We start from the raw sequence: 25025 nt of genomic DNA, 5'->3' as shown, positions 1-25025 counted from the left end.
CCAGTTCATACGAACTGGTTTTTTAAAAAATAAATTTTCAGAAAATTGAAAATAATGATTGAATTTTTCAGAAAAAGGTGTACAATAGGGAGTATCTATAAATTGAAAGATAAGGAAAAGAGGAAAAAGACTATGACAGTAAATCTTGATTGGGAAAATCTTGGCTTTTCATATATGAAATTGCCCTATCGCTATATCGCTTATTATCGGAATGGTCAGTGGGAGGAAGGACAGCTGACAGAAGATGCGACCCTGCATATTTCTGAGTCTTCACCAAGTCTTCACTATGGCCAGCAGGCTTTTGAAGGTCTAAAGGCCTATCGGACTAAGGATGGCAGTGTCCAGCTTTTCCGTCCAGATGAGAATGCTAAGCGTCTGCAACGCACATGCGATCGTCTCTTGATGCCACAAGTTTCAACTGAAATGTTTGTGGAAGCGTGTAAGGCTGTTGTCCGTGCCAATGAAGACTATGTACCGCCATATGGAACAGGAGGAACTCTCTACCTTCGTCCCCTTTTGATTGGTATCGGAGATATCATCGGGGTAAAACCAGCAGAGGAGTATATTTTTACAATTTTTGCTATGCCAGTTGGAAACTACTTCAAGGGTGGTTTGGTTCCAACTAATTTCTTGATCCAAGACGAATATGACCGTGCAGCTCCACATGGTACAGGTGCTGCTAAGGTGGGTGGTAACTACGCAGCTAGTCTTCTACCAGGTAAGATGGCTAAGTCTCGCAACTTTTCAGATGTTATCTACCTAGATCCGTCGACTCATACCAAGATTGAAGAAGTCGGATCAGCCAACTTTTTTGGAATTACAGCAAACAATGAATTTGTGACTCCGCTTAGCCCGTCCATTCTGCCATCCATTACCAAATATTCTTTGCTTTACTTGGCAGAACACCGCTTGGGCTTGACGCCAATTGAAGGTGACGTTCCAATTGACAATTTGGATCGCTTTGTAGAAGCGGGAGCCTGTGGTACTGCGGCTGTTATCTCACCAATCGGAGGTATCCAGCATGGCGATGATTTCCATGTATTCTATAGTGAGACAGAAGTCGGGCCAGTGACTCGCAGACTCTACGATGAGCTGACTGGTATCCAATTTGGTGATGTGGAAGCCCCAGAAGGTTGGATTGTCAAAGTAGACGAATAACCCAAGAGCCCTTTGAGGCTCTTTTTATTGAGGAAATCACTTGCCAGCTTTGCTATTTTTGTGTAAAATAGAAACTTGAAAGAGGTAGAAGAATGAGTAAAAAAGATAAAAAAATTGAGATTCAGATTGCGGATAGCAAGGTGACGCTTGGTGCTGATCAATTTGATGGCTACACCCTTTCTATTGGGAAAAAGGTCATTGGCGAGATTGCTGAGTTTGACGGCCAATTTGCTATTATCAAGAATGGAAATGTTGAAAGTTTATATAAAAGGCTTGAAAAAGCGGTGGAAACTTTGATTGAAACCTACAATTTAGGAAAATAAGGGCTTGCGCTTTTATTAGATTAATGATATAATTGATATCGTTGATTGTCGGAGAGATAGCGAAGAGGCTAAACGCGGCGGACTGTAAATCCGCTCCTTCGGGTTCGGGGGTTCGAATCCCTCTCTCTCCATTTCATCAATGGGGTATAGCCAAGCGGTAAGGCAAGGGACTTTGACTCCCTCATGCGTTGGTTCGAATCCAGCTACCCCAGTTCTTAGGTAATATATCAGATAAAGGATAAGATATCGTCGGATATTTTATTTCTTTATAAGATGGAAAACGGTAAAGATAAATCAATGTCGTTTGCGGGTGCTTAGGAAAAAAATTATAAGTATGTCAAGTAGTATACTTGATTGTTGGAGGATTTTTTTAGATGAATGAATTTGAAGATTTGCTAAACAGTGTTAGCCAAGTCGAGCCAGGTGATGTCGTTTCTGCTGAAGTATTGACAGTGGATGCTAACCAAGCTAATGTTGCCATTGCTGGTACTGGTGTTGAAGGGGTTTTGACTCTGCGTGAGTTGACAAATGATCGTGATGCTGACATCAATGACTTTGTAAAACCAGGTGACACACTTGAATTGCTTGTTCTTCGTCAAGTAGTAGGTAAAGATACAGATACAGTTACTTACCTAGTATCTAAAAAACGTTTAGAAGCTCGCAAAGCATGGGACAAATTGGTTGGTCGTGAAGAAGAAGTTGTTACTGTTAAGGGCACTCGTGCTGTTAAAGGTGGACTTTCTGTTGAGTTTGAAGGACTTCGTGGATTTATTCCAGCTTCAATGCTCGATACTCGTTTCGTTCGCAACACTGAACGTTTTGTAGGTCAAGAATTTGATGCTAAGATCAAAGAAGTAGATCCAAAAGAAAACCGCTTCATCCTTTCACGTCGTGAAGTTGTAGAAGCAGAAGCTGCAGCAGCACGTGCAGAAGTATTTGGTAAATTGAATGTTGGTGATGTTGTGACTGGTAAAGTTGCGCGCATCACAAGCTTCGGTGCTTTCATTGACCTTGGTGGTGTTGATGGTTTGGTTCACTTGACTGAACTTTCTCATGAGCGCAACGTTTCACCAAAATCTGTTGTTTCAGTTGGTGACGAAATCGAAGTGAAAGTTCTTGATTTGAACGAAGAAGAAGGCCGCGTGTCACTTTCACTTAAAGCTACAACTCCTGGACCATGGGATGGTGTTGAACAAAAACTTGCTGCTGGCGATGTAGTTGAAGGTACAGTAAAACGTTTGACTGACTTCGGTGCTTTCGTTGAAGTATTGCCAGGTATCGACGGACTTGTTCACATCTCACAAATTTCACACAAACGTGTTGAAAATCCAAAAGATGCTCTTAAAGTTGGTCAAGAAGTAACTGTTAAAGTTCTTGAAGTGAATGCTGCTGCTGAGCGTGTATCACTTTCTATCAAGGCTCTTGAAGAGCGTCCAGCTCAAGAAGAAGGCCAAAAAGAAGAAAAACGTCAATCTCGTCCACGTCGTCCACGTCGTCAAGAAAAACGTGACTTCGAGCTTCCAGAAACTCAAACTGGTTTCTCAATGGCTGATCTTTTCGGTGATATTGAACTGTAATTAGCAATATAAAAGGAGTTGAGTTTCTCAACTTCTTTTTTGATATCATTCTCAGCTGTACTAACAATAAAAATGGATAGTGTAAAGAATAGATAGCTTGCTTTTTTCTTTTTTAGGTTGTTAGGAAGTGAAATATTTGGATGGTATAGGAAAACATTTTTCTCATTTTAGTCTTTAGAGGTATTTAGTTTTCTTTAAGTGATAAACGCTATACTTTTTCTTTTACAATCTGAGAATGGAGGTTGCTATGCGATTTATTTTTAACTTTTTTCGTTTTTTATTTCGCTTTGTTTGGCGACTGATTTGGGGATTCATCTGGTCGGTAGTTCTTAGTTTTGTGGTCATTGTTGGTATTTTTTATTTTACGGCGTCGACGGATAGCGGTGCGGAGGGCTTGTCCCAAGCTGTTCAAACTGCAGTTGTCCGAGTGGACCAATTTCTTAATGGCCAAGGGCTGACAACAGGATTTGGCAGCTACAGCCCGCAAACAGACCAGATGACGGATGAGCACACATCCACAGGCGGCCGCTGGAATCAGGCCAGTGCCAGCGTTTATATCGATACGCAAAACGAGACCTTTCGGACGGCTTATCTGGAAGCCATCCAATCCTGGAATCAAACAGGAGCCTTTACTTTTAATATCATTGACGACAAGGACTCGGCAGATATTATTGCGACGGAGATGAACGACGGGAATGTATCAGCTGCCGGCGAAGCAGAGTCACAGACCAATCTTCTGACCCAGCGCTTTACCAAGGTTACCGTCCGTTTAAATGCCTACTACTTGCTCAATAACCGCTATGGTTACTCGCAGGAACGTATCGTCAATACAGCAGAGCATGAGTTAGGTCATGCTATTGGCTTAGATCATAATGAGGAGGATTCAGTGATGCAGTCGGCTGGTTCTTTTTACAGTATTCAGCCTGCAGACATTCAGGCTGTGAAAGACTTGTATCAATCCTAGTACCATGTTAAAAACAATTTTTTACTTTATCAGACGTTTTCCGGAGCAGGTCTTTCTCTTTGTCTTTAACTCAGGTGTCTTTGCCTGGCTCTGGAAAAGCGGGACAGATATTGCCAATCAGATCGGCCTGACCGAGGCTTGGCAAAATCATGTTCCAGAACCTATTCAAGCCTTTTTCGGGGAAAACAGTCAAGCTGTTCAGTCCTTCTTTAACAACTCAGCGGTCATGTGGCTGGTCGGTTCCATGATTATTCTCTTGGTTATCCGCTTTGTTAAAGGAGTCATTAAGTTGGTTCTTTTCGTCCTGATTATTCTCTTGGGAATCTACCTGATTATGCAAAATCAGGAAATCCTGCGCAGTTTTATTTAGTATAATACTTAGTCTTATTAAGATGTGTTAAAAGATATATGAAAAGTGCAACCGAAAATTTGATTGCACTTTTTATATATCTTCTAATAGGGGGTAATATAATATGTAGGTTAGCTAGAATGTTTTCATTATCCAATACTGCTTTGATGATGTTTAAACAGTCCCCATTGAACCCACATCAACAGCAAGAGCAGACTACCTAAAACAGCCAAAACATTGAATGACATTTGTCCAGACAGAAAAGCAATGACAAAATCACGGATAAATTGAACGCAGACTTGGACAATAGCTTGTGGTAAAATAGCTGACAAACCTGTTATGAGAATCGTCAGCAGAATGGTTAAGATTCCTGGTAGAAACCAGATAAGAGCAATCAGCCAAATTAAGGCAATTTTTCCAGCGAACTTGTCGAAAAACATGCCAATACAATTACCGATAAATTTGATGCCTAGTAGAATACCGGTCAGCAAGGTCAGCCAATAAAAGGAGCTCAGCAGAGTCCAGTTTTGAAAACTGAAGCCAGACAAGTTCAGATGAAAGAATTGGGCAAAGCTATTAAATAAAAAACCAACTAAAATAATGCTCAAAGAAGAAATCAGAGCCACTAAAGCAGAGCTAATGATTTCAGCTAAATATTGATTTTTCCGTGTTAATCCTAGCTGGTTAAACATCCGAAAGAAGTGTGGTGTATAATAAATGCCGAGAACCAATATAAAGATGCCAGCTAAGATGGGAAAGTTAAAGTTAGCATTGACAGTTGTATTGCCTGAAAGGAGCAGAATCGTCAGCAAAAGCAGGGTGGCAGCTATGACGCCCGCAATTCCTTTTGCGAGGACCAGTAACAAGTTTTTGGCTTCATATAGATAAGCGCGTTGTAACATCAGATTTCATTCTCCTTTCTGGTGATGTGGACAAAGTATTCTTGTAAACCAAGCGGTCCAATGGTAATCTCATCAGGAATATCGTTAGGAATATCTCCTAAGACAACGACCTGCTTGAAAGGACCGAGATTTTCTTGTGCAATGATGCTGCAACCAGCGGTGTATTCATCAACCAGATTAGCCTGTCCAGAAATCGTATGACCGATGCTTAAGAGACTTTCGATATCGGCTTCCTCCATAATCACGCCATCTTGAATGATAATGACTTCCTGTAACAAAAAAGCAATTTCCTCAATAATATGAGTTGAAATAATGAAAGAGCGTGGTCTGCGATCATAGGCTTCCAGTAATTTTTTATTAAAGAGCTGCCGGTGATTGGCATCTAGTCCCAGAGCGGGTTCATCAAGAAAGACATAATCGGCCGGTACACAAAAAGCGATGATGATTTTGGCAATGGTCTTGTAGCCGGTAGATAGTGATTTGAATCTTTTATTTGGATCAAGAGCGAAGGCACGGGTTAGATTTTGAGCAAATTCCCAATCAAAATCACCCGTCACGTCGTCGACAAAATGGAAGATTTCATACATCTTCATATTATTGTTGAACCAATTATCATCATTCATCAGATAAATGCGGGACATATTATCTTGATTTTCCCAAAGGGGAGCTTGATTTAAGAGTAATTCACCGCTATCCTTGTTAATCCGGTGACTGATAATTTTTAATAGGGTGGATTTGCCTGCCCCATTGCGTCCTAATAAACCATAAATCGTCTCTGGTTTAAAGGTTAAAGAAATATCGTGCAGAATCATTTGATTTCCATACTGCTTACGAATACGATTTAAGACAAGCGTCATCTGTCATAACCTCCTTTAATGAGAACAATGAGCTCTTCGTAACTGATATGCAACGCTTTTGCTTCTTTGACAAATCTTTCCACGTGTTGGGCAAGAAATTCATTGCGCCGCTTGGCTTCAATTAAAGCCAGAGCACCACTTGTCACAAACATACCAATACCGCGGCGTTTTTCTAAGATTTTTTGTTCAACCAAAAGATTCATGCCTTTTAGAACGGTTGCAGGGTTGATTTGATAGAGTTGCGAGATTTCAGTCGTCGAAGGAACCTGCTCATTTTCTTTGAAAGTCTCATTGAAAATCTCATTTTCTAATTGGTTTGCAATCTGTTTAAACAGCGGAACAGAACCATTGTAATCTAATTTCATTGGGTTCTCCTTGGCCAAAGGATTGTTAGTTAGTTACTCAACTAACTAACCTAAATATACAACTTTGCTTTTTTCTTGTCAAGAAAAAAGTTGATTTTGAAAATCTGTAAGAAAAGATTGTAAATTCAGCAAAATCAAGGTAAAATGAATCTATGATTATTTTACAAGCAAGCAAAATTGAACGCTCTTTTGCAGGGGAGCTTCTTTTTGATAATATCAGCCTGCAGGTGGATGAGAGTGACCGGATTGCTCTGGTCGGTAAAAACGGAGCTGGGAAGTCAACCCTGCTCAAGATTTTAGTGGGCGAGGAAGAGCCGACGTTTGGTCAGATCAATAAAAAACGAGACTTGTCCCTGTCCTATCTGGCTCAGGACAGCCGCTTTGAGTCGGAGAATACTATCTACGACGAGATGCTGCTGGTCTTTGATAGTCTGCGCCAGCAAGAGAAGCGCTTGCGGCAGATGGAGCTGCAAATGGGAGAATTGTCTGGGGAAGAACTGAGTGCTCTCATGACTCAGTATGACCAGCTGTCAGAGGACTTTCGCCAGAAAGGTGGGTTTACCTACGAGGCCGATATTCGAGCGATTTTGAATGGCTTCAAGTTTGACCAGTCCATGTGGCAGATGAAGATTTCTGAGTTGTCGGGCGGGCAGAATACCCGTCTGGCGCTGGCTAAGATGCTTTTGGAAAAGCCAGAGCTGCTGGTACTGGACGAGCCGACCAACCATTTGGATATCGAGACCATTGCCTGGCTGGAGACTTACTTAGTCAACTACAGCGGTGCCCTGATTATCGTCAGCCACGACCGCTATTTCCTAGACAAGGTTGCAACCATCACGCTGGACTTGACCAAGCATTCCTTGGATCGCTATGTGGGCAATTACTCTAGCTTTGTGGTCCAAAAGGAGCAGAAGCTGGCCACTGAAGCCAAGAACTATGAAAAGCAACAGAAAGAAATCGCTGCGCTGGAGGACTTTGTCAATCGCAATCTGGTTCGAGCCTCCACTACCAAGAGGGCTCAGTCCCGTCGCAAGCAGCTGGAAAAGATGGAGCGTTTGGACAGACCGGAGACAGATAGCCGCTCGGCTAATATGACCTTCAAATCCGATAAGGTTTCTGGAAATGTTGTGCTGACCTTGGAAGATGCAGCTATTGGCTACGGCGAGGAAGTCCTGTCGGAGCCGATTAACCTTGACATTCGCAAGTTTAATGCGGTAGCTATTGTCGGGCCAAATGGGATTGGAAAGACGACCTTGATTAAATCACTAATCGGTCAAGTGTCCTTCATCAGAGGCAAGGAGCAGCTGGGAGCTAATGTGGAAGTGGGCTACTATGACCAGACCCAGAGCAAACTGACTGCCAGCAATACAGTTCTCGATGAGCTGTGGAATGACTTCAAGCTAACGCCGGAGGTCGAGATTCGCAATCGCTTGGGAGCCTTTCTCTTTTCAGGTGACGATGTCAAGAAGTCGGTCGGCATGCTGTCGGGTGGAGAGCGGGCGCGGCTGCTCTTAGCCAAGCTGTCTATGGAAAACAACAACTTCCTCATCCTGGACGAGCCGACCAACCACCTGGACATTGACAGCAAGGAAGTGCTTGAAAATGCCCTGATTGACTTTGACGGCACCCTGCTCTTTGTCAGCCATGACCGCTACTTTATCAATCGTGTAGCCACCCAGATCATCGAGCTCTCTGAGACAGGCTCCACCCTTTATCTGGGTGATTATGACTACTATCTGGAGAAAAAGGCAGAGCAGGAAGCTTTGCGTGAGGAGTCAGAGCAGGCTAGTCCTGACAAACCTGCCCCTGCCAATGACTATCAACTTCAAAAGGAAAACCAGAAAGAACAGCGCCGGCTGGCCCGCCGCCTAGAGCAATTGGAAGCGCAAATTGAGGACTTGGACAGGCAGATCAGTCAGCTTCAGGAAGCCATGCAGGCTACCAACGACGCCAGCGAACTCATGGAGAGCCAGCAGCAAATCGACCAGCTGACCGCTGCCCAAGAAGAAGCCATGTTAGAATGGGAAGAACTGGCGGAGAAGGTGTAGGAGTATGCAGTTTCTGTGAGAAATGAGCTCCCCAGAGCTTAGAATGCTTAATTCACATGTGAAATAAGCCAAAAAAGAGTAAAAAACGAACTTTTACATGTCTTCTGAGATTTTTTCGAGAAAAATAAACTATTCTTCATGTAATCTAAGTTCTTTTAAAGACAAGTCACTCCGTCAGATTTTCTGAAAAGCTATTTTGGAGCAAAGTGACTCTGTCAGATTTTCGGCCGAGAAGATTTTGACGAAATGAGGCTCGTCCGAAAGTAGAATCCGAACAAGGGGCGGTGAAGGTAATTTTGAAAGAGCGACTAGGGAAGTGAAACAGCAATTAAAGGAATTGAAGTGGTAAATAAATGGAATATTTAGGCAAAGTTTTTCGCGATTTTCGTTTAAATGGGCATTATTCATTGAAGGAAGCGGCGGGTCAGGTTTGCTCGACTTCTCAGCTGTCTCGTTTTGAGCTGGGTGAGTCGGACATGACCCTCTCGAAATTTTTAGATCTCTTGGATAATATTCATGTGACTCTTGAAAATTTTATGGACAAGGCACGGAATTTCCAGCAACATGAACACGTGGCCATGATGGGTAAGATTATCCCTCTTTACTACTCAAATGACATCAAGGGATTTCAGGACTTGCAAGCGGAGCAGTTGGAAAAGGCCAAGGCCAGCAGTGCGCCTCTTTACTATGAGCTGAATTGGATTTTGATGCAGGGCTTGATTTGTCAGCGAGACAGTCAGTTTCGCATGAGGCAAGAGGATTTAGATAAGGTGGCTGATTATCTTTTCCAAGTGGAAGACTGGACCATGTATGAGCTGATTCTCTTTGGCAATCTCTACAGCTTCTATGATGTGGACTATGTCTACCGTCTGGGCAAGGAAGTTATGGAGCGGGAAGACTACTACAAAGAAATTGGTCGCCATAAGAAATTAGTCTTGATTATAGCGCTCAATTGCTACCAGCATTGTTTGGAAAGTCGTTCTTTTGATAAGGCTAGTTATTTTGAGACTTACGTAGAGAAAATCATTGGCAAGGGCATCAAACTCTATGAACGCAATGTGTTCCTCTATCTCAAAGGTTTTGCGGCTTATCAGAAGGAGCAGAAGAAGCAGGGAATCACGCAAATGCAGGAAGCCATGCACATCTTTGAAGTGCTGAATTTACCTGAGCAGGTCGCCTATTATCAAGAGCATTTCGATAAGTTTGTAAAAGTCTAATTTCCCAAATATGGGAAAAATAAAGAACCTCCCTCTATTCCTGTTACAATAATTTCAGAAATGGAAGGAGGTATTTTTATGAATCGACAGGCAGCACAGCTGATTACACGGGCTGCTATTAATAAAATTGGGAATATGCTCTATGATTATGGGAATAGCATCTGGCTTGCTTCTTTGGGAGCTCTGGGACAGACGGTCTTGGGCATTTATCAGATATCGGAGCTAATCACTTCTATCTTATTCAATCCTTTGGGTGGGGCCATTACGGATCGCTTTTCCAGACGTAAGGTTTTGATGGTAACAGATTTGATTTGTGCTGGTCTTTGTCTGCTGATTTCTTTTATTTCAAATGACCAGCTCATGATTGGAGCGCTGATTTTTGCCAATGTGGTTCAGGCTATAGCTTTTGCCTTTTCTCGGCCAGCTAATAAGTCTTATATTACCGAAATTGTGGATAAGGAAGACATCGTGGCCTACAATTCTCATCTGGAACTGGCCTTGCAGGTCATCAGTGTCTCAGCTCCAGTTTTGTCTTTTATCGTGATGCAGTATGCAAATCTGCGCGTGACCCTTCAGCTGGATGCCCTGAGCTTCTTTCTGGCCTTTGCCTTGGTTTACTTTCTGCCTAATCATGAGCCAATCAAGCAGCAGTCTCCCATCAATCTTGGCAATATCCTGAGAGATATCAAGGAAGGTTTAGTTTATATCCGTCAGCAAAAAGAGATTTTCTTTCTGCTTTTAGTAGCTTCTGCAGTCAATTTTTTCTTTGCGGCCTTTAATTATCTATTGCCTTTTACCAATCAGCTTTACGGCAAGACTGGCTCTTATGCAACCATTCTGAGTTTGGGTGCGATAGGCTCAATCATCGGAGCCATTCTAGCTAGCAAGGTTAAGGCCAGTATGGGAAATTTACTTGTAGCCCTGCTATTGACCGGTGTTGGAGTCGCAGTCGTGGGCATCTCTACCTTGCTACCAGTTCATCCATATTTCTCCTATTCTGGTAATCTAATCTGCGAGCTCTTTATGACTGTATTCAACATTCATTTCTTCAGTCAGGTTCAGACCAAGGTGGACAAGCAGTATCTAGGCCGCGTTTTCTCAACGATCTACACGCTGGCAATTCTTTTTATGCCTCCTGCGACTTTTCTGATGACGCTTCTGCCAAGTGTCCGCACCCTTTCCTTTCTTCTGATTGGTCTGGGGGTAATAGGACTGGCTTTGATTTCCTATCTTTATCAAAAGAGAATACAAAGAGACTAGGTTGGAGTGATTTCCAACCTAGTTTAATGTTTTGGCTTGCAAATCTTCAGCTGAGAATTTTTAAATTCATTACTAGCCTAATTTGGCTTAGAACTTTATTTCCAAGCTACTAGTCCAATTGGCTGATAGATCAGGAGTACTGGGGATTTGAATAGCTGGTAGAAAAATTTTTTCCATTGGAATGTGCATATAATCATTGCTCCTTGCTAGTAAAAGTAGTATGATGAAGTATAAGCAAAATTAATGGAGTGAGGAATGAAAGATTTTCATTTTGATGCGATTTCAGCATTTGAAAACTATAAAATTGAGGAGGCCAAAGATGGCCATGTTTTAGTAACCACAGAGGTCGTCCCCTCTTCTCTAAACTATTATGGTAATGCACATGGAGGCTACTTGTTCACCTTGTGCGATCAGATAAGTGGTTTGGTTGTCATTTCACAAGGAGCTGACGCTGTGACCTTGCAATCTTCTATCAATTATCTAAAAGCGGCTAAACTAGGCGATACTCTGAGCATTGAGGGGAACTGTATCCATGCCGGCCGGACGACTAGAGTGGTGGATGTGGATATTGTCAATCAAGATGGGAAGAATGTCTGCAAGGGGACCTTTACCATGTTTGTCACTGGCGAAAGGGGCGAAAATGCACAAGTTAGAATATAAACATTATATTTTTGACTTTTACGGAACACTAGTAGATATTCGGACTGACGAAGATGATCCGACTTTATGGTTGTATCTTTCCCATATCTATGCAGCTTATGGAGTAGATTATCAGCCAGAAGACTTGAAAAAGAAATATGGACAATTGGTAGTAGAGCAGGAAAACAAGATAGCTCAAGAGAAAAGCGTTGCCTATCCAGAGGTTGATTTGGTGGCGGTTTTCATTCAGCTTTTGCAGGAAGCTCCAACTAAACATGAAAGCCAGACTCCGCTTCCTGACTTGCAGGCTTGGGGAGAGCAGCTGGCCGTAATGTTTCGGAGTTTGTCCCGTCGTCAGCTCCATGCCTATCCAAATACCCTAAAAGTTTTAAAGGCCATTAAGGACCAGGGCGGCGATGTTATCTTGCTCTCTAATGCTCAAAAGGCTTTTACAATGCCAGAAATTGAATTGACGGGTTGTGCCCCCTATCTGGACAAAGTTTATATTTCTTCTGATTACCAGATCAAAAAACCACAAGCAGAATGGTTAGAGCTCGTACTGGAGGAGAATCAGTTCAATCCAGAAGACACGGTGATGGTTGGCAATGATTTTTCTACAGATATGGCTATTGCTGAAGCTGTTGGGATTGATGGCGTTTTGCTGAACACTTTCCCATACTCAGCTGCAGAGGTAAACAAGCTTAATAAAATGCAGGCTAGAGTCATTACGGATGTAGAAGAACTGCTGGAAAATAGGAAGTAAAGGATGCTACGAGGTCTTTGAATGGTTTATTCACAGCCAAAACTGTGGATAACTCGCAGAAACATTACGATTTGATGAAAAATTGTGGATAACCTTTATTAATTTGCTTACTTATGATATAATAGCCCATATAAATAAAAATAGAAGAGGTATGTGAAATGTCACGTAAACCATTTATTGCCGGTAACTGGAAAATGAACAAAAATCCAGAAGAAGCAAAAGCATTCGTTGAAGCCGTAGCATCGAAACTTCCTTCATCAGATCTTGTTGAAGCAGGTATCGCAGCTCCTGCAGTTGATTTGACAACTGTTCTTGCTGCTGCTAAAGGTTCAAACCTTAAAGTTGCTGCTCAAAACTGCTACTTTGAAAATGCAGGTGCTTTCACTGGTGAAACTAGCCCACAAGTTTTGAAAGAAATCGGTACTGACTACGTTGTTATCGGTCACTCAGAACGACGTGACTACTTCCATGAAACTGACGAAGATATCAACAAAAAAGCAAAAGCAATCTTTGCAAACGGTATGCTTCCAATCATCTGTTGTGGTGAGTCACTTGAAACTTACGAAGCTGGTAAAGCTGCTGAATTTGTAGGTGCTCAAGTATCTGCTGCTTTGGCTGGATTGACAGCTGAACAAGTTGCTGCATCAGTTATCGCTTACGAGCCAATCTGGGCTATCGGTACTGGTAAATCAGCTTCACAAGACGACGCACAAAAAATGTGTAAAGTTGTTCGTGACGTTGTAGCTGCTGACTTTGGTCAAGAAGTTGCTGATAAAGTTCGCGTTCAATACGGTGGTTCAGTTAAACCTGAAAATGTTGCAGAATACATGGCTTGTCCGGATGTGGATGGAGCTCTTGTTGGTGGAGCGTCACTTGAAGCTGAAAGCTTCCTAGCTCTTCTTGATTTTGTGAAATAAGAATAACAATAAATGGCTTGTTGCCTTAAAGGTGGCAAGCTTTTTAAAAGTTTGGAGATAAAAGGTGAAATCAAAGGAACTTATCTATTTAGCCAGTACAGCTATATTGCTAGCAGCAACGGCTAACGTAGTACAGGCAGAAGAAAATACGCCGACAACCACAGCCCCTGAAGTAGCTAAGGCAGAACTTCAAGTAGAAAAGGATCATCAACCTCAGCAGGTAGCCTTACCAGAAGCGGTATCTACTGACCGTCAAGTCAAACAAGAAAGCTCGGTCGCAAAAGCTGAAGCTAGTCCAGTATACAAGGCACCAGAAAATCTGGCAGCAGCTGCTAGTCTGGTCAAGGAGAATGTTCCAGAAAATAAAGCGAGTGAACAAGCAAAGGCAGCTGCTTCTGAAGCGATTCAGAATCCAGTAAAGGCTGAGCAGACTTCCCCAGCGATCAGCGCCAGTCCTGTATCTAAAAAAGGAAACACTTCTTTTTATAATGCGGCTTCTTCATCTGGACAAACAACGCGTGGCAATTCACAAGCAGAAATCAAGGGCTCTACCTTTGTGGATGTGAGTAGTCATAACGGCCATATCAGCGTAGCAGACTATCGCCAATTAGCATCCAAAGGTGTTGGCGGTGTCGTTGTCAAACTGACAGAAGGAACCCACTATACAAATCCTTATGCTGAGTCTCAGGTTCGAAATGCGCAAGCAGCTGGTTTGCAAGTGTCAACCTATGCCTTCTCGCATTATACAAATGATGCAGAAGCCAGGGCAGAGGCTCGTTACTATGCTGCTTTTGCTAATAAACTGTCCTTGCCTAAAAATACAGTCATGGTCAATGACATGGAAGACCCTAAAATGCAATCGGGGATCAACCAGCATACTCAGGCTTGGGCAGATGAAATGCGCAAGCAGGGATATGCAAATCTGATGTATTACACGAGCGCTAGCTGGGTTGACCAGAATAACCTACGCCACAAAGGTTCAATCAATACATCTCTCTTTGGCCTTGATAATTTTTGGATTGCTCAGTATCCAGCACCGAAGCTAAGTGCAAATGATGCTAAAAATTTGAAGTACAATAGCAGAGCAGGAGCTTGGCAATTTACTTCTCAAGCACAGCTGCTTTCTGGTAAGCATGTTTTCGACCAAAGTATTGACTACTCTGGTAGATTTACAGCTAGAGCTACTTTGGTCAAACAACCGCTGACAGGTAAGATTAGTATTCAAAATAATAATCCAAAAACTGGTACATTTGATGTCGTTGTTTCCGAAGTTTCCGCACCACATGGAGTTCAGGAAGTTAAACTTCCTACTTGGTCTAGTGAGCGTGGGCAAGATGATATTGTTTGGTACACTGCAACGAAGCAAGCCAACGGGACTTATAAGCTGACAGTGAATGCTGCCAACCATAAAGGCTCTACGGGCGAATACAATGTTCATTTGTATTACGTTCAAGGTGATGGCAAGTTGGTCGGCGTCGGTGGTACAACGACTAAGGTTAGCCTTGCTTCAGCTGCGAAACCAGAAGGCAAGCTGACTATTGCCAATAACAATCCCAAGACGGGTACATTCGATGTGATCGTGTCCGAGGTTTCTAGCCCGCAAGGTGTTCGTGAAGTCTTGCTTCCGACTTGGTCAAATGAGAATGGTCAAGATGACATCATTTGGCACAAGGCACAGAAACAGTCAGACGGTACATACAAATTCACCGTTCGTGCCAGTGAGCATAAGAACTCTGTCGGCGACTACAGTGTCCACTTGTACTATATTCAAAATGATGGCAAGTTAGTTGGTGTCGGTGGTACAACGACTAAGGTCTCCGTTGCGAAACCAGAAGGCAAGCTGACTATTGCCAATAACAATCCCAAGACGGGTACATTCGATGTGATCGTGTCCGAGGTTTCTAGCCTGCAAGGTGTTCGTGAAGTCTTGCTTCCAACTTGGTCAAATGAACAGGGACAAGATGACATCATCTGGCACAAAGCACAGAAACAGTCAGACGGTACATATAAATTTACCGTTCGTGCCAGTGAGCATAAGAACTCTGTCGGCGACTACAGTGTCCACTTGTACTATATTCAAAATGACGGCAAGTTAGTTGGTGTCGGTGGTACAACGACTAAGGTCTCCGTTGCGAAACCAGAAGGCAAGCTGACTATTGCCAATAACAATCCCAAGACGGGTACATTCGATGTGATCGTGTCCGAGGTTTCTAGCCCGCAAGGTGTTCGTGAAGTCTTGCTTCCAACTTGGTCAAATGAACAGGGACAAGATGACATCATCTGGCACAAAGCACAGAAACAGTCAGACGGTACATATAAATTCACCGTCCGTGCTAGCGAGCATAAGAATTCCGTTGGTGACTACAGTGTCCACTTGTACTATATCCAAAACGACGGCAAGTTAGTCGGCGTTGGTGGTACAACGACTAAGGTTAGCCTTGCTTCAGCTGCTAAACCAGAAGGCAAGCTGACTATTGCCAACAACAATCCCAAGACCGGCACATTCGATGTGATCGTATCCGATGTTTCTAGTCCGCAAGGCGTTCGTGAAGTCTTGCTTCCAACTTGGTCAAATGAGAATGGTCAAGATGACATCATCTGGCACAAGGCACAGAAACAGTCAGACGGTACATATAAATTCACCGTTCGTGCTAGCGAACACAAAAATTCTGTCGGCGACTACAGTGTCCACTTGTACTATATCCAAAACGACGGCAAGATGGTTGGTGTCGGTGGCACAACAACTAAGGTTTCCATTGCGACAGTGGAGAAACCACAGGGAAAAATCAGTATCCAAAATAAAAACAATGAAACTGGTGAATTTGATATCGTCGTTTCTGGTGTTGTAGCTCCAGAAGGTGTCAAAACAGTCTATTTGCCAACTTGGTCCAGTCAAAATGGACAAGATGATATTCAATGGTATACGGCGGAACGCCAAGCTGACGGTACTTATCGCAAGCATGTTTATGCAAGAGACCATAAAAATAGCCAAGGCGAGTACAATGTTCACCTATATTACTTGAATAATCGCAATCAGCTGCAAGGAGCTGGTGGAGAGAAAACTACGGTTTCTATTAAACATCCTCAAGCGTCTAGCAGTCAGCGTGATCGTGTTCTTGCAGCAGCAGCAGCGATGGTTGGCGTCAAGGGAGGCAGTGCTGAGCACCATCGTCTGGTTAATGACTATAATAGCGTTAGACCGCTACCAGTCGGTTATGCTGTGAAGAATTCAGATGACTGGTGCGATATTTTCACGACAGTTATTTTCCAAAGAGAAGGCTTGAGCGATCTTATAGGTCGCGAGTGCGGTGTTGAGCGTCATATTCACATCTTTAAACGTCTAGGTATCTGGAATGAAGATGGTAATTCTACCCCTAAAGCGGGTGATATTATCACCTTTAACTGGGATCAAAATAGCCAGCAAAACGATGGATGGGCTGATCATATCGGTATTGTCGAAAAAGTCGAAAATGGCATCATTCACACGATTGAAGGTAACAGTAACGACGAAGTTAAACGCAATACTTACCGTATTGGTCATGGAAATATCCGTGGTTTTGCATCACCTCGTTATAGATAAACACACAAAAAACCAAGGGAAACCTTGGTTTTTTAACGTCTTAGAATTTTTTTTATGAACTGAAGCAGCTTAAATTTGAGAGGGTTAGGATAATAACGGAAAGTCCCCATTTTTCGGATGATAAAGCCGTTAAAGTTCTGTTTGAAGCGCAGAACACCGTCAGAACCGTCGAAAATTCCCATGATGCCGAGGAAATTATAAAATGGAATGCCTCTCTTGATGCTTTCGGTCATAACGTATTCCTGCAGCAGGGCAGGGGCGTAGAATTTGTTAAACTCAGGATAGGAGCCGCTGAAAAGATAGGTCGCTTCCTGAGGAGTGTAGATAAAGAGGCTGGCAGCCAGGACCTGGTCTTGGTCGCCGTACTTGTCAATCAGCTCTTGGGCCTCTGCTTTGCGAGTTTCAAAGCTGTCAAACTGACTGGAAAGTTCTCGCAGCTGATTTTGCTTCTTTTCAGATTGAGGATTATTTTCCAAGTCCGCCTGCAGTTTTTGAATTTTCTGGCCCAGTTTCTCTTGATCCTTTTGTAAGTTTTGAAGATAGTCCTTGAAGTTAAGGGTAGCTATCATGAAGTCCGCTTGCTGACCAAAGCTATCATAAAAATCTTGATAGTAGTCTAGTGGCTTGTCATTGTATTCCCGCCGGTCAGAAGTGGCAGCTGTGATATCTTTGAAAACGCTGAGTTGGTCACGTTCTAGTCTTTTTAGCTTGATACCAAAGGTATTCGCCTTTTTGACAGTCGCCTTACCATTTTTACTGAAGGATTTGAGCAAGTTTTTCTCCGTCAGACTAGCTAAGTCTTTGACATAATGCCAATCAGGCTCTCCGCCTGGATAACCTGTCTGTAGGCCGTCAAAGTCAAAGCCCAAGTCAGTCAGTTGCTGGATAAGCTCGGCTTTTTCATTAGAAGTGGGCTGACCATTGCTGTCAAAAATCTGGTATGTTTCATAGGGCTTGATGATGAGCTCTAGAGCGCCTTCTTTTTTAGCATAGGCTTGCAAAGCTTGATAGAAGGGAGTCAGGTATTGAGCATCAGTAGAGACAGGACCGCAGTTGATTTCCATATGAAGGCCGCCAGTCATAGGCATACTGTAGAGGACAGCTGATACCACTACCTGTCCCTGCGGGTCAGTGTAGCCGACATACTGGGTACTGAAGCCCCGCTTGCTCAGCAGCTCTGCCATTTCCACGGTCTGCATAAAAGAGCGTTGGGAGCTAGCTGAGGTATGCTGGATAAATTCTTCTTGGCTGAGAAGTTTAAAGGTCATAGGCTTCCTTTCTGTTAATGCTTGCTGCGCAGTTTCTTTCTGAGAGTGTAGGCCAGATTAGAGAGGTGGTAGAGGGGATTAGTTGGCAGGTTAAACTCACCAGCAAATTCCTCAATGGTTGGATTGAACTTGGATTTAAAGCTGTAGAGTCCACCCTTGAGGTCATTTTCGATTCCACCCATATTTTGCCAATCCGCTCCGCGCTCAAAAGCATGTTTGGCCGTTTCGTACCAAGTGATGATAGCTGGTTGGTAACGACGGTATTCCTCGTCCATTCCTGCATAGATATTTTCAGAGGTCTTGCCGTATTCTAAGACCAGAGTGCCAGACAGGGGAACGACAGTAGCCCCTTGGCTGATTTTGTCCTGCAGAAAGTCAATCTCTTCTTGGAGGCGTTTCTGTTCTTGCTGGTTATTCTCAATCTTGCTAGGCTTGGTTTTCTCGGTAAATTTCTCTGCTTCTTGGAGTGTCTTGGTCAGCTGAGCCTGCAAGTCATCCAAGCGTGCCTTTAGATCAATGCTGGACAAGGTGATGTAGGAGTGATCAGGATAAGTATCCAAGAGTTTTTGATAATAGTCTTTGCCGCGCAGGTGGATGTTTTTCCTATTTTCCGTTTTCTTCATCAGGGCTGAAAAGTCATCCAGTAATTCAGCTCCACCAAATTGGATTTGAATGCCTTTGTTACGGGCAGTACGAATGGCTTGGCGAGTACTTTTAGAAAGCAACTCTTCGCTGAAATCTTCTTTATGGATATTGGCCTGCAAGCGAGGCTGGATGGTTTCGTCCAGAGACTCAGTCCGTCCGACCCAGACAGCTCCAGCTTGTTGCAGATCTTGAATCAGCTCAATCGTTTCTGCCTTGTCTTGCAATTCGCCGCCTACCTTGCTTTCTGCCAGAAAGAGGCTAGGGTCAAACTTGACAAAGAGCGCTTTTTTCTCCTTGGCAAATTTCTTGAGCGACGCCAAAACAAAGGTCAGCAGCTCTTTATCACTATAGTCCATGATGGGACCGCGCGGGATATAAAGCATGGTCATCCCTAAGGGCAGTGGCTTGATTAGGACACTGGCTGCAGCAACCAAGTGGCCGTCTTTATAGAAGCCCAAGCGTTCATTTCCCCAGTTGTCCTTGATTTGAGCCCAGACTGCGCTCTGCAAGAGATTGGCCTGTGGATGAGCCGTGACAAAATCGTCGTGTTCCTGAGCTGAAATTCCAATTTTGTAGCTAAACATTATTTTAAAACCCACTCTCTAATAGCGTGTGCTACGCCGGATTCGTCGTTTGATTTGGTGATATATTTGGCGATTTTCTTGAGTTCTTCCTTACCGTTTTCCATGACAACAGGGGAGCCGACTGCTTCTAGCATGGCGCGGTCGTTTTCTTCATCACCAATAGCCATGGTCTGCTCCTTGCTTAAGCCAAGTTTTTCAGCTAGATGGAGGATAGCAGCCCCTTTATTGACAGTTTTTTTGACAATTTCTAGATAGAAAGGAGCTGATTTAACTAGTGTATATTTTTTGGTTAATTCCAGTGGAAGCTTGGCAATGGCTGCGTCCAAAATTTCTGGCTTATCGACATACATGCACTTGACGATTTCTTTATTGGCCATTTCTTCAGGTGTGCGATAGAAGATCGGCATGTTGACCAAGTTGGACTCATAAACAGTGTACTTGCCAATGTTACGATTGGCTGTATAAATACCGTCCTTGGTGATGGCATGCATGTGAACGCCTAATTTTCGCCCGAGCAGCTCGATATCCAGATAGTCATCGTAGGTCAGTGTTTCTTTGATCAATTCTTGACCTGTGACAGTATCCTGCACCAGTCCGCCGTTGAAGGTAACGACATAGTTGTCTGGCTGATTAAGCTCTAGCTCCTCGAGAAGCTTTTGAACACCCGCAATAGGACGACCGGTTGCAATGACGATTTTAACGCCAGCAGCCTTGGCATCCTGAACAGCGCTAAAGACTTCAGGAGTGATTTCTTTTTGGTTATTTACAAGGGTGCCGTCAATGTCAACGGCAACTAATTTGATAGACATATTATTCTCCGTAGGTAAATTGGTCGTTTTTGATATAGTGCATAAAGGTCTGGTTTTTTTCGCTGAAAAGTCCTGTATCTGCCAGCATTTCCTTGGGGAAGTAGAAGCGATTATCGCCCTGTCTGGTCCCGGCTAGCGAATGAACGATAGGAGACAGGCTGGACAGTTCTGCTAAGCTGCCATCTTTTTGCAGGATTTCTATCTGGGTCCGGGGTTTTTCAACGTCAGGCCGGTAGAAATCGTAAGGCAAATCAAAATTACGATGGATAGCAGTATAGTAATCAGGGTCAAAACCAACCTGTCCAACTAGGTCTCGCATAATATCTAAATACCCTTCGTTTTCCTGAGAGAAGACGATAGACTTAAAGACCTTGCGGTTGATAAATCGCTGAGCCAAGTCAGATAAAATCTTGTCAGGACTCGTCATCCAAACTTGGAAATAGGTATTCATAACACCATCATCCAAGGCCAGATAATCCTGCAGGGTTACTCTGTTTTCAAAGAATGGAATGAGATTGGGCGATGACAGCGCAAAATAATCTTTCTGAGCCGGATAGAGAAATTTAGCCCGCTTGAGCAGATTTTGCAGCAGAACTTCCATAGCTCGGCTGGCCGGGTGGAAATAGACCTGCATGTACATCTGGTAGCGGCTGACTACGTAGTCTTCCACCGCATGCATGCCATTGCGCTTGAAGGCGATGCCGTTCTCTACAGGACAGATCACTCGTAAAATTCTGGTTAAGTCAAATTGTCCATAGGAAGCGCCAGTAAAGAAGGAATCTCGTAAGAGGTAGTCCATCCGATCCACATCAATTTGGCTGGAAATCAGCTGAACCACCTGCTTATTGGGATAGGTATGGTTGATGACGCTAGCCACCTTTTCTGCGAAATCCGGCGAAACCTGCACCAAGGCTTGATGAATCTCTGTCTCAGGACTGGTGATGATTTGCCGCGTAATGTCCTCATGATCGGTATCAAAGAGGCGTTCAAAAGTATGTGAATAAGCGCCATGTCCCAAGTCATGCAGGAGAGCGGCTGTCATGGTTAGCAGGCTTTCGTGACTATCCCAGACATCGCTATATTTTTCATTGAAAATCTTGGTGATGCGTCGGGCAATCTCATAGGCTCCCAGACAATGCGAAAAACGGCTGTGCTCCCCGCCGTGAAAAGTATAGCCAGAAGTGCCCAGCTGTTTGATGCGGCGCAGCCGTTGAAATTCTTTGGTATTGATTAAATCATAAATGACCTGATGATCCACATGCACATAATTGTGGACGGGATCTCGAAATACTTTTTCAACCATAGTCCTATTATATCATAAATGCTCAGTGGGCGACATTCAAAGCCCGAAGTAGAAAGGAAGAATTCTCAAGAAATTTTTGATAAAATAGAAGAAAGAAACAAGGAATGTGAGAAAATCATGAAAATTAGAATGAGAAATCAAATTAAACTAGATGAGCAAATGGAGTTGATTGACCAGGTCTATGATGTAGAATGGACAAAAAAAGGAAGCAATCACTATTTGGTTTATCAGAGCGAGGAGCAGGAAAAGGTCGTTCTAAAGTTTAATGAAGACAAGCTGACCATGACCCGCTTCTCTGAGCCGAAAACCATTCTTCATTTTATCAAGAATGGTCAGCATTTAGTATCTATCCCAACTCCGTTGGGTGCTCAACAGTTTGTGACGGATACTCAGCACTATCACTTAGATGCAGAAAATCAGGCTTTGGAACTTCACTATGATTTGAAAAGAGGCGACGACGATCAGCTTTTTGCTTCCTATCAGATGAAAATCGAATGGACGGAAGAAAAGTTTGAAAAATAACAGCTCTGCCTTGAAAAATACAAAAATTTTGGTATAATAAATACACTCAAGGGAGTAGCTAACGGTTTTACCGTTACAAGGTCGTCAATACGAAAGAAATTTCCGGCCTTGTATGAAATAGCGAGACTTGTTAATAGACAGGTCTCTTTTTTGTTTATTTTGAAAGAGGCCCATCAAAAGGAGGAGACATTTTGTCAAAAGAACAAAAGCGCCAAGTTTTTTATACTCAGAGTCCTGCGGAAGTTTTGCAAGCAATGGAAGCTTCCGAACAAGGGTTGACTAGCAGCCAAGCCCAGCAACGTTTGGCGGACTACGGTCGCAATGAATTGGAAGAAGGAGAGAAAAAGACTCTCTTGATGAAATTCATTGAGCAGTTCAAGGATTTGATGATTATCATCTTGTTGGTAGCGGCTATCTTGTCTGTCGTGACGTCAGGGGGTGAGGATATTGCGGATGCTGTGATTATCCTAGCCGTTGTCATCATTAACGCAATTTTTGGAGTTTATCAAGAAGGCAAAGCTGAAGAAGCCATTGCGGCTCTCAAATCTATGTCTAGCCCAGCTGCGCGTGTCCTGCGTGATGGCCATGTCACAGAAGTGGATTCTAAGGACTTGGTACCTGGTGATATTGTCAGACTGGAAGCTGGTGACGTTGTCCCAGCAGATATGCGACTTTTGGAAGCTAATTCCTTGAAAATCGAAGAAGCAGCTCTGACGGGTGAGTCTGTGCCAGTTGAAAAAGATTTGACTGTCGACGTAGCTGCAGATGCTGGTATTGGCGACCGGGTCAATATGGCCTTCCAAAACTCCAATGTCACTTATGGACGAGGAGTAGGTGTTGTTGTCAATACAGGTATGTACACTGAAGTCGGTCATATCGCAGGCATGTTGCAAGATGCAGATGAGACTGATACGCCACTCAAGCAAAACCTCAATAATTTGTCTAAGGTTCTGACCTATGCTATCTTGGTGATTGCTGCGGTGACCTTTGTAGTCGGTGTTTTCATTCAAGGAAAAGATCCGCTTGGTGAACTGATGACTTCGGTTGCTCTTGCAGTTGCAGCTATTCCAGAAGGTCTGCCAGCTATCGTTACTATCGTTCTAGCTTTGGGAACACAGGTTTTGGCCAAGCGTAATTCGATTGTCCGTAAATTGCCAGCAGTAGAAACACTTGGTTCAACTGAAATTATCGCTTCAGATAAGACCGGTACCCTGACCATGAATAAGATGACGGTCGAAAAAGTCTTTTACGACGGAGTCCTGAATGAAGCTGGCCAAGATATTGAACTTGGACTGGAGCTGCCGCTCTTACGTTCTGTTGTCTTAGCCAATGATACCAAGATTGACCAAGAAGGCAAGCTGATCGGTGACCCAACGGAAACAGCCTTCATCCAGTATGCCTTGGACAAGGGCTATGATGTTAAAGGATTTTTAGAGAAATATCCTCGTGTAGCTGAGCTGCCATTTGACTCAGACCGTAAGCTCATGTCTACCGTTCACCCATTACCAGACGGGAAATTCCTCGTGGCAGTCAAGGGAGCTCCTGACCAACTCTTGAAACGTTGTGTTGCGCGTGATAAGGCTGGAGATGTTGCAGAGATTGATGATGCTATTTCTCAGCTGATTAAGTCTAATAACTCAGAAATGGCTCACCAAGCTCTGCGCGTGCTGGCTGGTGCCTACAAGATTATTGATAGCATTCCAGAAAACCTCACTTCTGAAGAACTTGAAAACAACTTGATCTTCACTGGTTTGATTGGGATGATTGACCCTGAACGTGCCGAAGCGGCAGAAGCAGTTCGTGTTGCTAAAGAAGCGGGAATCCGTCCAATTATGATCACAGGTGACCACCAAGACACAGCAGAAGCGATTGCTAAGCGCTTGGGAATCATTGAAGCTGGAGATACGGAAGACCATGTCTTGACTGGTGCTGAACTCAACGAACTGTCTGATGAAGAATTTGAAAAAGTCGTTGGTCAATACTCTGTCTACGCCCGGGTTTCTCCTGAGCATAAGGTTCGTATCGTGAAGGCTTGGCAAAACCAAGGTAAGGTCGTTGCTATGACAGGGGACGGTGTTAATGATGCTCCAGCTCTGAAAACAGCCGACATCGGTATCGGTATGGGAATCACTGGTACAGAGGTTTCTAAGGGTGCATCAGACATGATTCTTGCGGATGATAACTTTGCAACCATTATCGTCGCAGTCGAAGAAGGACGAAAGGTCTTCTCAAACATTCAAAAGACCATTCAATACCTTCTTTCAGCTAATACGGCTGAAGTGCTGACTATTTTCTTAGCAACTCTCTTTGGTTGGGATGTCTTGCAACCAGTTCATCTGCTTTGGATCAACTTGGTAACGGATACTTTCCCAGCTATCGCCTTGGGAGTTGAACCTGCCGAGCCAGGTGTCATGACTCATAAGCCTCGTGGCCGTAAGTCTAGCTTCTTCTCAGGTGGTGTCATGAGCTCCATCATCTATCAAGGGCTATTGCAAGGTGCTCTGGTGTTGGCAGTTTATGGCTATGCTATTGCCAATCCTGTACATATTGGTGATGTAAAAGCGATCCATGCGGATGCCCTTACCATGGCTTTTGCAACTCTTGGTTTGATCCAGCTCTTCCATGCTTACAATGTGAAATCTGTTTACCAATCTATCTTTACAGTTGGACCGTTTAAGTCTAAGACCTTTAACTGGTCTATTCTGGTTTCTTTCATTCTATTGGTTTCAACCATTGTGATTGATCCGTTGGAAAAGATTTTCCATGTGACCAAGTTAGATGTGACTCAATGGGCTGTTGTCCTGATCGGCAGTTTCTCTATGATTATCATTGTTGAAATTGTGAAGTTCATCCAACGTAAATTGGGTATGGATAAAAATGCTATTTAACAGCAAAAAGTCATCTGCGGATGGCTTTTTTGCGTACAAGGGGTTATAATTATACAAAAAAGAAGCTAGCTGGAAGGCAGGTTAGAT

The 25025-nt window shown here is 43.5% G+C and carries 21 protein-coding genes and 2 tRNA genes; 16 read left to right on the top strand and 7 right to left on the bottom strand.

Features of this window, described 5'->3' with window-relative positions; all coding sequences use genetic code 11:
• Nucleotides 1-54 precede the first annotated feature (54 nt).
• The 7 genes from SCRDD08_RS07585 (at nucleotide 55) to SCRDD08_RS07555 (ending at nucleotide 4392) form a co-directional block, all read left to right on the top strand.
• Entirely contained in the window at nucleotides 55-1158 is a 1104-nt protein-coding gene (locus SCRDD08_RS07585) for a branched-chain amino acid aminotransferase (protein WP_081104271.1), read from the top strand.
• A 92-nt stretch (nucleotides 1159-1250) separates the two neighbouring features.
• On the top strand, nucleotides 1251-1481 hold the full coding sequence (locus SCRDD08_RS07580; RefSeq protein WP_061423094.1) for a DUF2969 domain-containing protein: 231 nt from the start codon (nucleotides 1251-1253) through the stop codon (nucleotides 1479-1481).
• Between the two features lie 50 nt (nucleotides 1482-1531).
• Nucleotides 1532-1612, top strand: a tRNA-Tyr gene (locus SCRDD08_RS07575).
• Between the two features lie 9 nt (nucleotides 1613-1621).
• Nucleotides 1622-1693, top strand: a tRNA-Gln gene (locus SCRDD08_RS07570).
• 162 nt (nucleotides 1694-1855) lie between these two features.
• Nucleotides 1856-3058 (top strand): 30S ribosomal protein S1, encoded by a 1203-nt coding sequence (gene rpsA / locus SCRDD08_RS07565; RefSeq protein WP_061423093.1) that lies wholly within the window; start codon nucleotides 1856-1858, stop codon nucleotides 3056-3058.
• A 247-nt stretch (nucleotides 3059-3305) separates the two neighbouring features.
• Nucleotides 3306-4022, top strand: coding sequence for a matrixin family metalloprotease (locus SCRDD08_RS07560; RefSeq protein ID WP_061423092.1), 717 nt, complete (start codon nucleotides 3306-3308; stop codon nucleotides 4020-4022).
• Nucleotides 4023-4026: 4 nt separating this feature from the next.
• Complete coding sequence (locus SCRDD08_RS07555) at nucleotides 4027-4392, top strand: hypothetical protein (protein WP_061423091.1); 366 nt, start codon at nucleotides 4027-4029, stop codon at nucleotides 4390-4392.
• Nucleotides 4393-4520: 128 nt separating this feature from the next.
• Here the strand turns inward: SCRDD08_RS07555 and SCRDD08_RS07550 are convergent, their stop codons facing one another.
• The 3 genes from SCRDD08_RS07550 to SCRDD08_RS07540 are packed head-to-tail and all read right to left on the bottom strand — an operon-like array spanning nucleotide 4521 to nucleotide 6495.
• A complete protein-coding gene (locus SCRDD08_RS07550) occupies nucleotides 4521-5273 on the bottom strand; it encodes a hypothetical protein (RefSeq protein ID WP_061423090.1) in 753 nt (250 codons plus the stop codon).
• Entirely contained in the window at nucleotides 5273-6130 is an 858-nt protein-coding gene (locus SCRDD08_RS07545) for an ATP-binding cassette domain-containing protein (protein WP_061423089.1), read from the bottom strand. Before SCRDD08_RS07545 ends, SCRDD08_RS07550 begins: the two co-directional genes overlap by 1 nt.
• Nucleotides 6127-6495, bottom strand: coding sequence for a GntR family transcriptional regulator (locus SCRDD08_RS07540; protein ID WP_061423088.1), 369 nt, complete (start codon nucleotides 6493-6495; stop codon nucleotides 6127-6129). Before SCRDD08_RS07540 ends, SCRDD08_RS07545 begins: the two co-directional genes overlap by 4 nt.
• 152 nt (nucleotides 6496-6647) lie before the next feature.
• Between SCRDD08_RS07540 and SCRDD08_RS07535 the strand changes: the two genes are divergently transcribed.
• The 7 genes from SCRDD08_RS07535 (at nucleotide 6648) to SCRDD08_RS07505 (ending at nucleotide 16919) form a co-directional block, all read left to right on the top strand.
• Nucleotides 6648-8543, top strand: coding sequence for an ABC-F family ATP-binding cassette domain-containing protein (locus SCRDD08_RS07535; protein WP_061423087.1), 1896 nt, complete (start codon nucleotides 6648-6650; stop codon nucleotides 8541-8543).
• 353 nt (nucleotides 8544-8896) lie between these two features.
• Nucleotides 8897-9760: an Rgg family transcriptional regulator gene (locus tag SCRDD08_RS07530; RefSeq protein ID WP_061423086.1), complete on the top strand. Its 864-nt coding sequence runs from the start codon at nucleotides 8897-8899 to the stop codon at nucleotides 9758-9760.
• Between the two features lie 78 nt (nucleotides 9761-9838).
• Nucleotides 9839-11020, top strand: a complete 1182-nt coding sequence (locus SCRDD08_RS07525) for an MFS transporter (RefSeq protein ID WP_061423085.1) — start codon at nucleotides 9839-9841, stop codon at nucleotides 11018-11020.
• Between the two features lie 255 nt (nucleotides 11021-11275).
• Nucleotides 11276-11680, top strand: a complete 405-nt coding sequence (locus SCRDD08_RS07520) for a PaaI family thioesterase (protein WP_005589681.1) — start codon at nucleotides 11276-11278, stop codon at nucleotides 11678-11680.
• Nucleotides 11661-12422: an HAD family hydrolase gene (locus SCRDD08_RS07515; protein WP_061423084.1), complete on the top strand. Its 762-nt coding sequence runs from the start codon at nucleotides 11661-11663 to the stop codon at nucleotides 12420-12422. Before SCRDD08_RS07520 ends, SCRDD08_RS07515 begins: the two co-directional genes overlap by 20 nt.
• Nucleotides 12423-12580: 158 nt before the next feature.
• Nucleotides 12581-13339, top strand: a complete 759-nt coding sequence (gene tpiA / locus SCRDD08_RS07510; protein ID WP_061423083.1) for a triose-phosphate isomerase — start codon at nucleotides 12581-12583, stop codon at nucleotides 13337-13339.
• Nucleotides 13340-13403: 64 nt separating this feature from the next.
• Entirely contained in the window at nucleotides 13404-16919 is a 3516-nt protein-coding gene (locus SCRDD08_RS07505) for a GBS Bsp-like repeat-containing protein (RefSeq protein ID WP_061423082.1), read from the top strand.
• Nucleotides 16920-16951: 32 nt separating this feature from the next.
• On the opposite strand, the gene SCRDD08_RS07500 is transcribed toward SCRDD08_RS07505, so the two are convergent.
• From SCRDD08_RS07500 to SCRDD08_RS07485, 4 genes are read right to left on the bottom strand one after another with little or no spacing between them, the layout of a single operon-like run.
• A complete protein-coding gene (locus SCRDD08_RS07500) occupies nucleotides 16952-18187 on the bottom strand; it encodes an aminoacyltransferase (RefSeq protein WP_061423081.1) in 1236 nt (411 codons plus the stop codon).
• 14 nt (nucleotides 18188-18201) lie between these two features.
• A complete protein-coding gene (locus SCRDD08_RS07495) occupies nucleotides 18202-19416 on the bottom strand; it encodes an aminoacyltransferase (RefSeq protein WP_061423080.1) in 1215 nt (404 codons plus the stop codon).
• The gene (gene yidA, locus SCRDD08_RS07490; protein ID WP_061423079.1) at nucleotides 19416-20225 is read right to left on the bottom strand and encodes a sugar-phosphatase; all 810 of its coding nucleotides are present in this window, start codon (nucleotides 20223-20225) and stop codon (nucleotides 19416-19418) included. Before yidA ends, SCRDD08_RS07495 begins: the two co-directional genes overlap by 1 nt.
• A gap of 1 nt (nucleotide 20226) precedes the next feature.
• On the bottom strand, nucleotides 20227-21528 hold the full coding sequence (locus tag SCRDD08_RS07485) for an HD domain-containing protein (RefSeq protein ID WP_061423078.1): 1302 nt from the start codon (nucleotides 21526-21528) through the stop codon (nucleotides 20227-20229).
• 129 nt (nucleotides 21529-21657) lie between these two features.
• On the opposite strand from SCRDD08_RS07485, the gene SCRDD08_RS07480 reads away from it, so the two are divergent.
• A complete protein-coding gene (locus SCRDD08_RS07480) occupies nucleotides 21658-22050 on the top strand; it encodes a YwiB family protein (RefSeq protein ID WP_414162610.1) in 393 nt (130 codons plus the stop codon).
• 191 nt (nucleotides 22051-22241) lie between these two features.
• Nucleotides 22242-24938 (top strand): cation-translocating P-type ATPase, encoded by a 2697-nt coding sequence (locus SCRDD08_RS07475; protein WP_061423076.1) that lies wholly within the window; start codon nucleotides 22242-22244, stop codon nucleotides 24936-24938.
• The last annotated feature ends 87 nt before the right edge of the window (nucleotides 24939-25025 follow it).

It is taken from the genome of Streptococcus cristatus (assembly GCF_001578775.1).
GTDB lineage: Bacteria > Bacillota > Bacilli > Lactobacillales > Streptococcaceae > Streptococcus > Streptococcus cristatus_A.
This window is presented reverse-complemented; position numbering and strand designations above follow the sequence as displayed.

Coding starts and splice junctions, on each gene's coding strand:
- SCRDD08_RS07485 (WP_061423078.1), bottom strand. CDS start 21,528: ATGGTTGAAAAAGTATTTCGAGATCCCGTCCACAATTATGTGCATGTG.
- rpsA (WP_061423093.1), top strand. CDS start 1,856: ATGAATGAATTTGAAGATTTGCTAAACAGTGTTAGCCAAGTCGAGCCA.
- SCRDD08_RS07495 (WP_061423080.1), bottom strand. CDS start 19,416: ATGTTTAGCTACAAAATTGGAATTTCAGCTCAGGAACACGACGATTTT.
- SCRDD08_RS07520 (WP_005589681.1), top strand. CDS start 11,276: ATGAAAGATTTTCATTTTGATGCGATTTCAGCATTTGAAAACTATAAA.
- tpiA (WP_061423083.1), top strand. CDS start 12,581: ATGTCACGTAAACCATTTATTGCCGGTAACTGGAAAATGAACAAAAAT.
- SCRDD08_RS07540 (WP_061423088.1), bottom strand. CDS start 6,495: ATGAAATTAGATTACAATGGTTCTGTTCCGCTGTTTAAACAGATTGCA.
- yidA (WP_061423079.1), bottom strand. CDS start 20,225: ATGTCTATCAAATTAGTTGCCGTTGACATTGACGGCACCCTTGTAAAT.
- SCRDD08_RS07530 (WP_061423086.1), top strand. CDS start 8,897: ATGGAATATTTAGGCAAAGTTTTTCGCGATTTTCGTTTAAATGGGCAT.
- SCRDD08_RS07525 (WP_061423085.1), top strand. CDS start 9,839: ATGAATCGACAGGCAGCACAGCTGATTACACGGGCTGCTATTAATAAA.
- SCRDD08_RS07545 (WP_061423089.1), bottom strand. CDS start 6,130: ATGACGCTTGTCTTAAATCGTATTCGTAAGCAGTATGGAAATCAAATG.
- SCRDD08_RS07580 (WP_061423094.1), top strand. CDS start 1,251: ATGAGTAAAAAAGATAAAAAAATTGAGATTCAGATTGCGGATAGCAAG.
- SCRDD08_RS07515 (WP_061423084.1), top strand. CDS start 11,661: ATGCACAAGTTAGAATATAAACATTATATTTTTGACTTTTACGGAACA.
- SCRDD08_RS07500 (WP_061423081.1), bottom strand. CDS start 18,187: ATGACCTTTAAACTTCTCAGCCAAGAAGAATTTATCCAGCATACCTCA.
- SCRDD08_RS07480 (WP_414162610.1), top strand. CDS start 21,658: ATGAGAAATCAAATTAAACTAGATGAGCAAATGGAGTTGATTGACCAG.
- SCRDD08_RS07550 (WP_061423090.1), bottom strand. CDS start 5,273: ATGTTACAACGCGCTTATCTATATGAAGCCAAAAACTTGTTACTGGTC.
- SCRDD08_RS07560 (WP_061423092.1), top strand. CDS start 3,306: ATGCGATTTATTTTTAACTTTTTTCGTTTTTTATTTCGCTTTGTTTGG.
- SCRDD08_RS07555 (WP_061423091.1), top strand. CDS start 4,027: ATGTTAAAAACAATTTTTTACTTTATCAGACGTTTTCCGGAGCAGGTC.
- SCRDD08_RS07585 (WP_081104271.1), top strand. CDS start 55: ATGATTGAATTTTTCAGAAAAAGGTGTACAATAGGGAGTATCTATAAA.
- SCRDD08_RS07535 (WP_061423087.1), top strand. CDS start 6,648: ATGATTATTTTACAAGCAAGCAAAATTGAACGCTCTTTTGCAGGGGAG.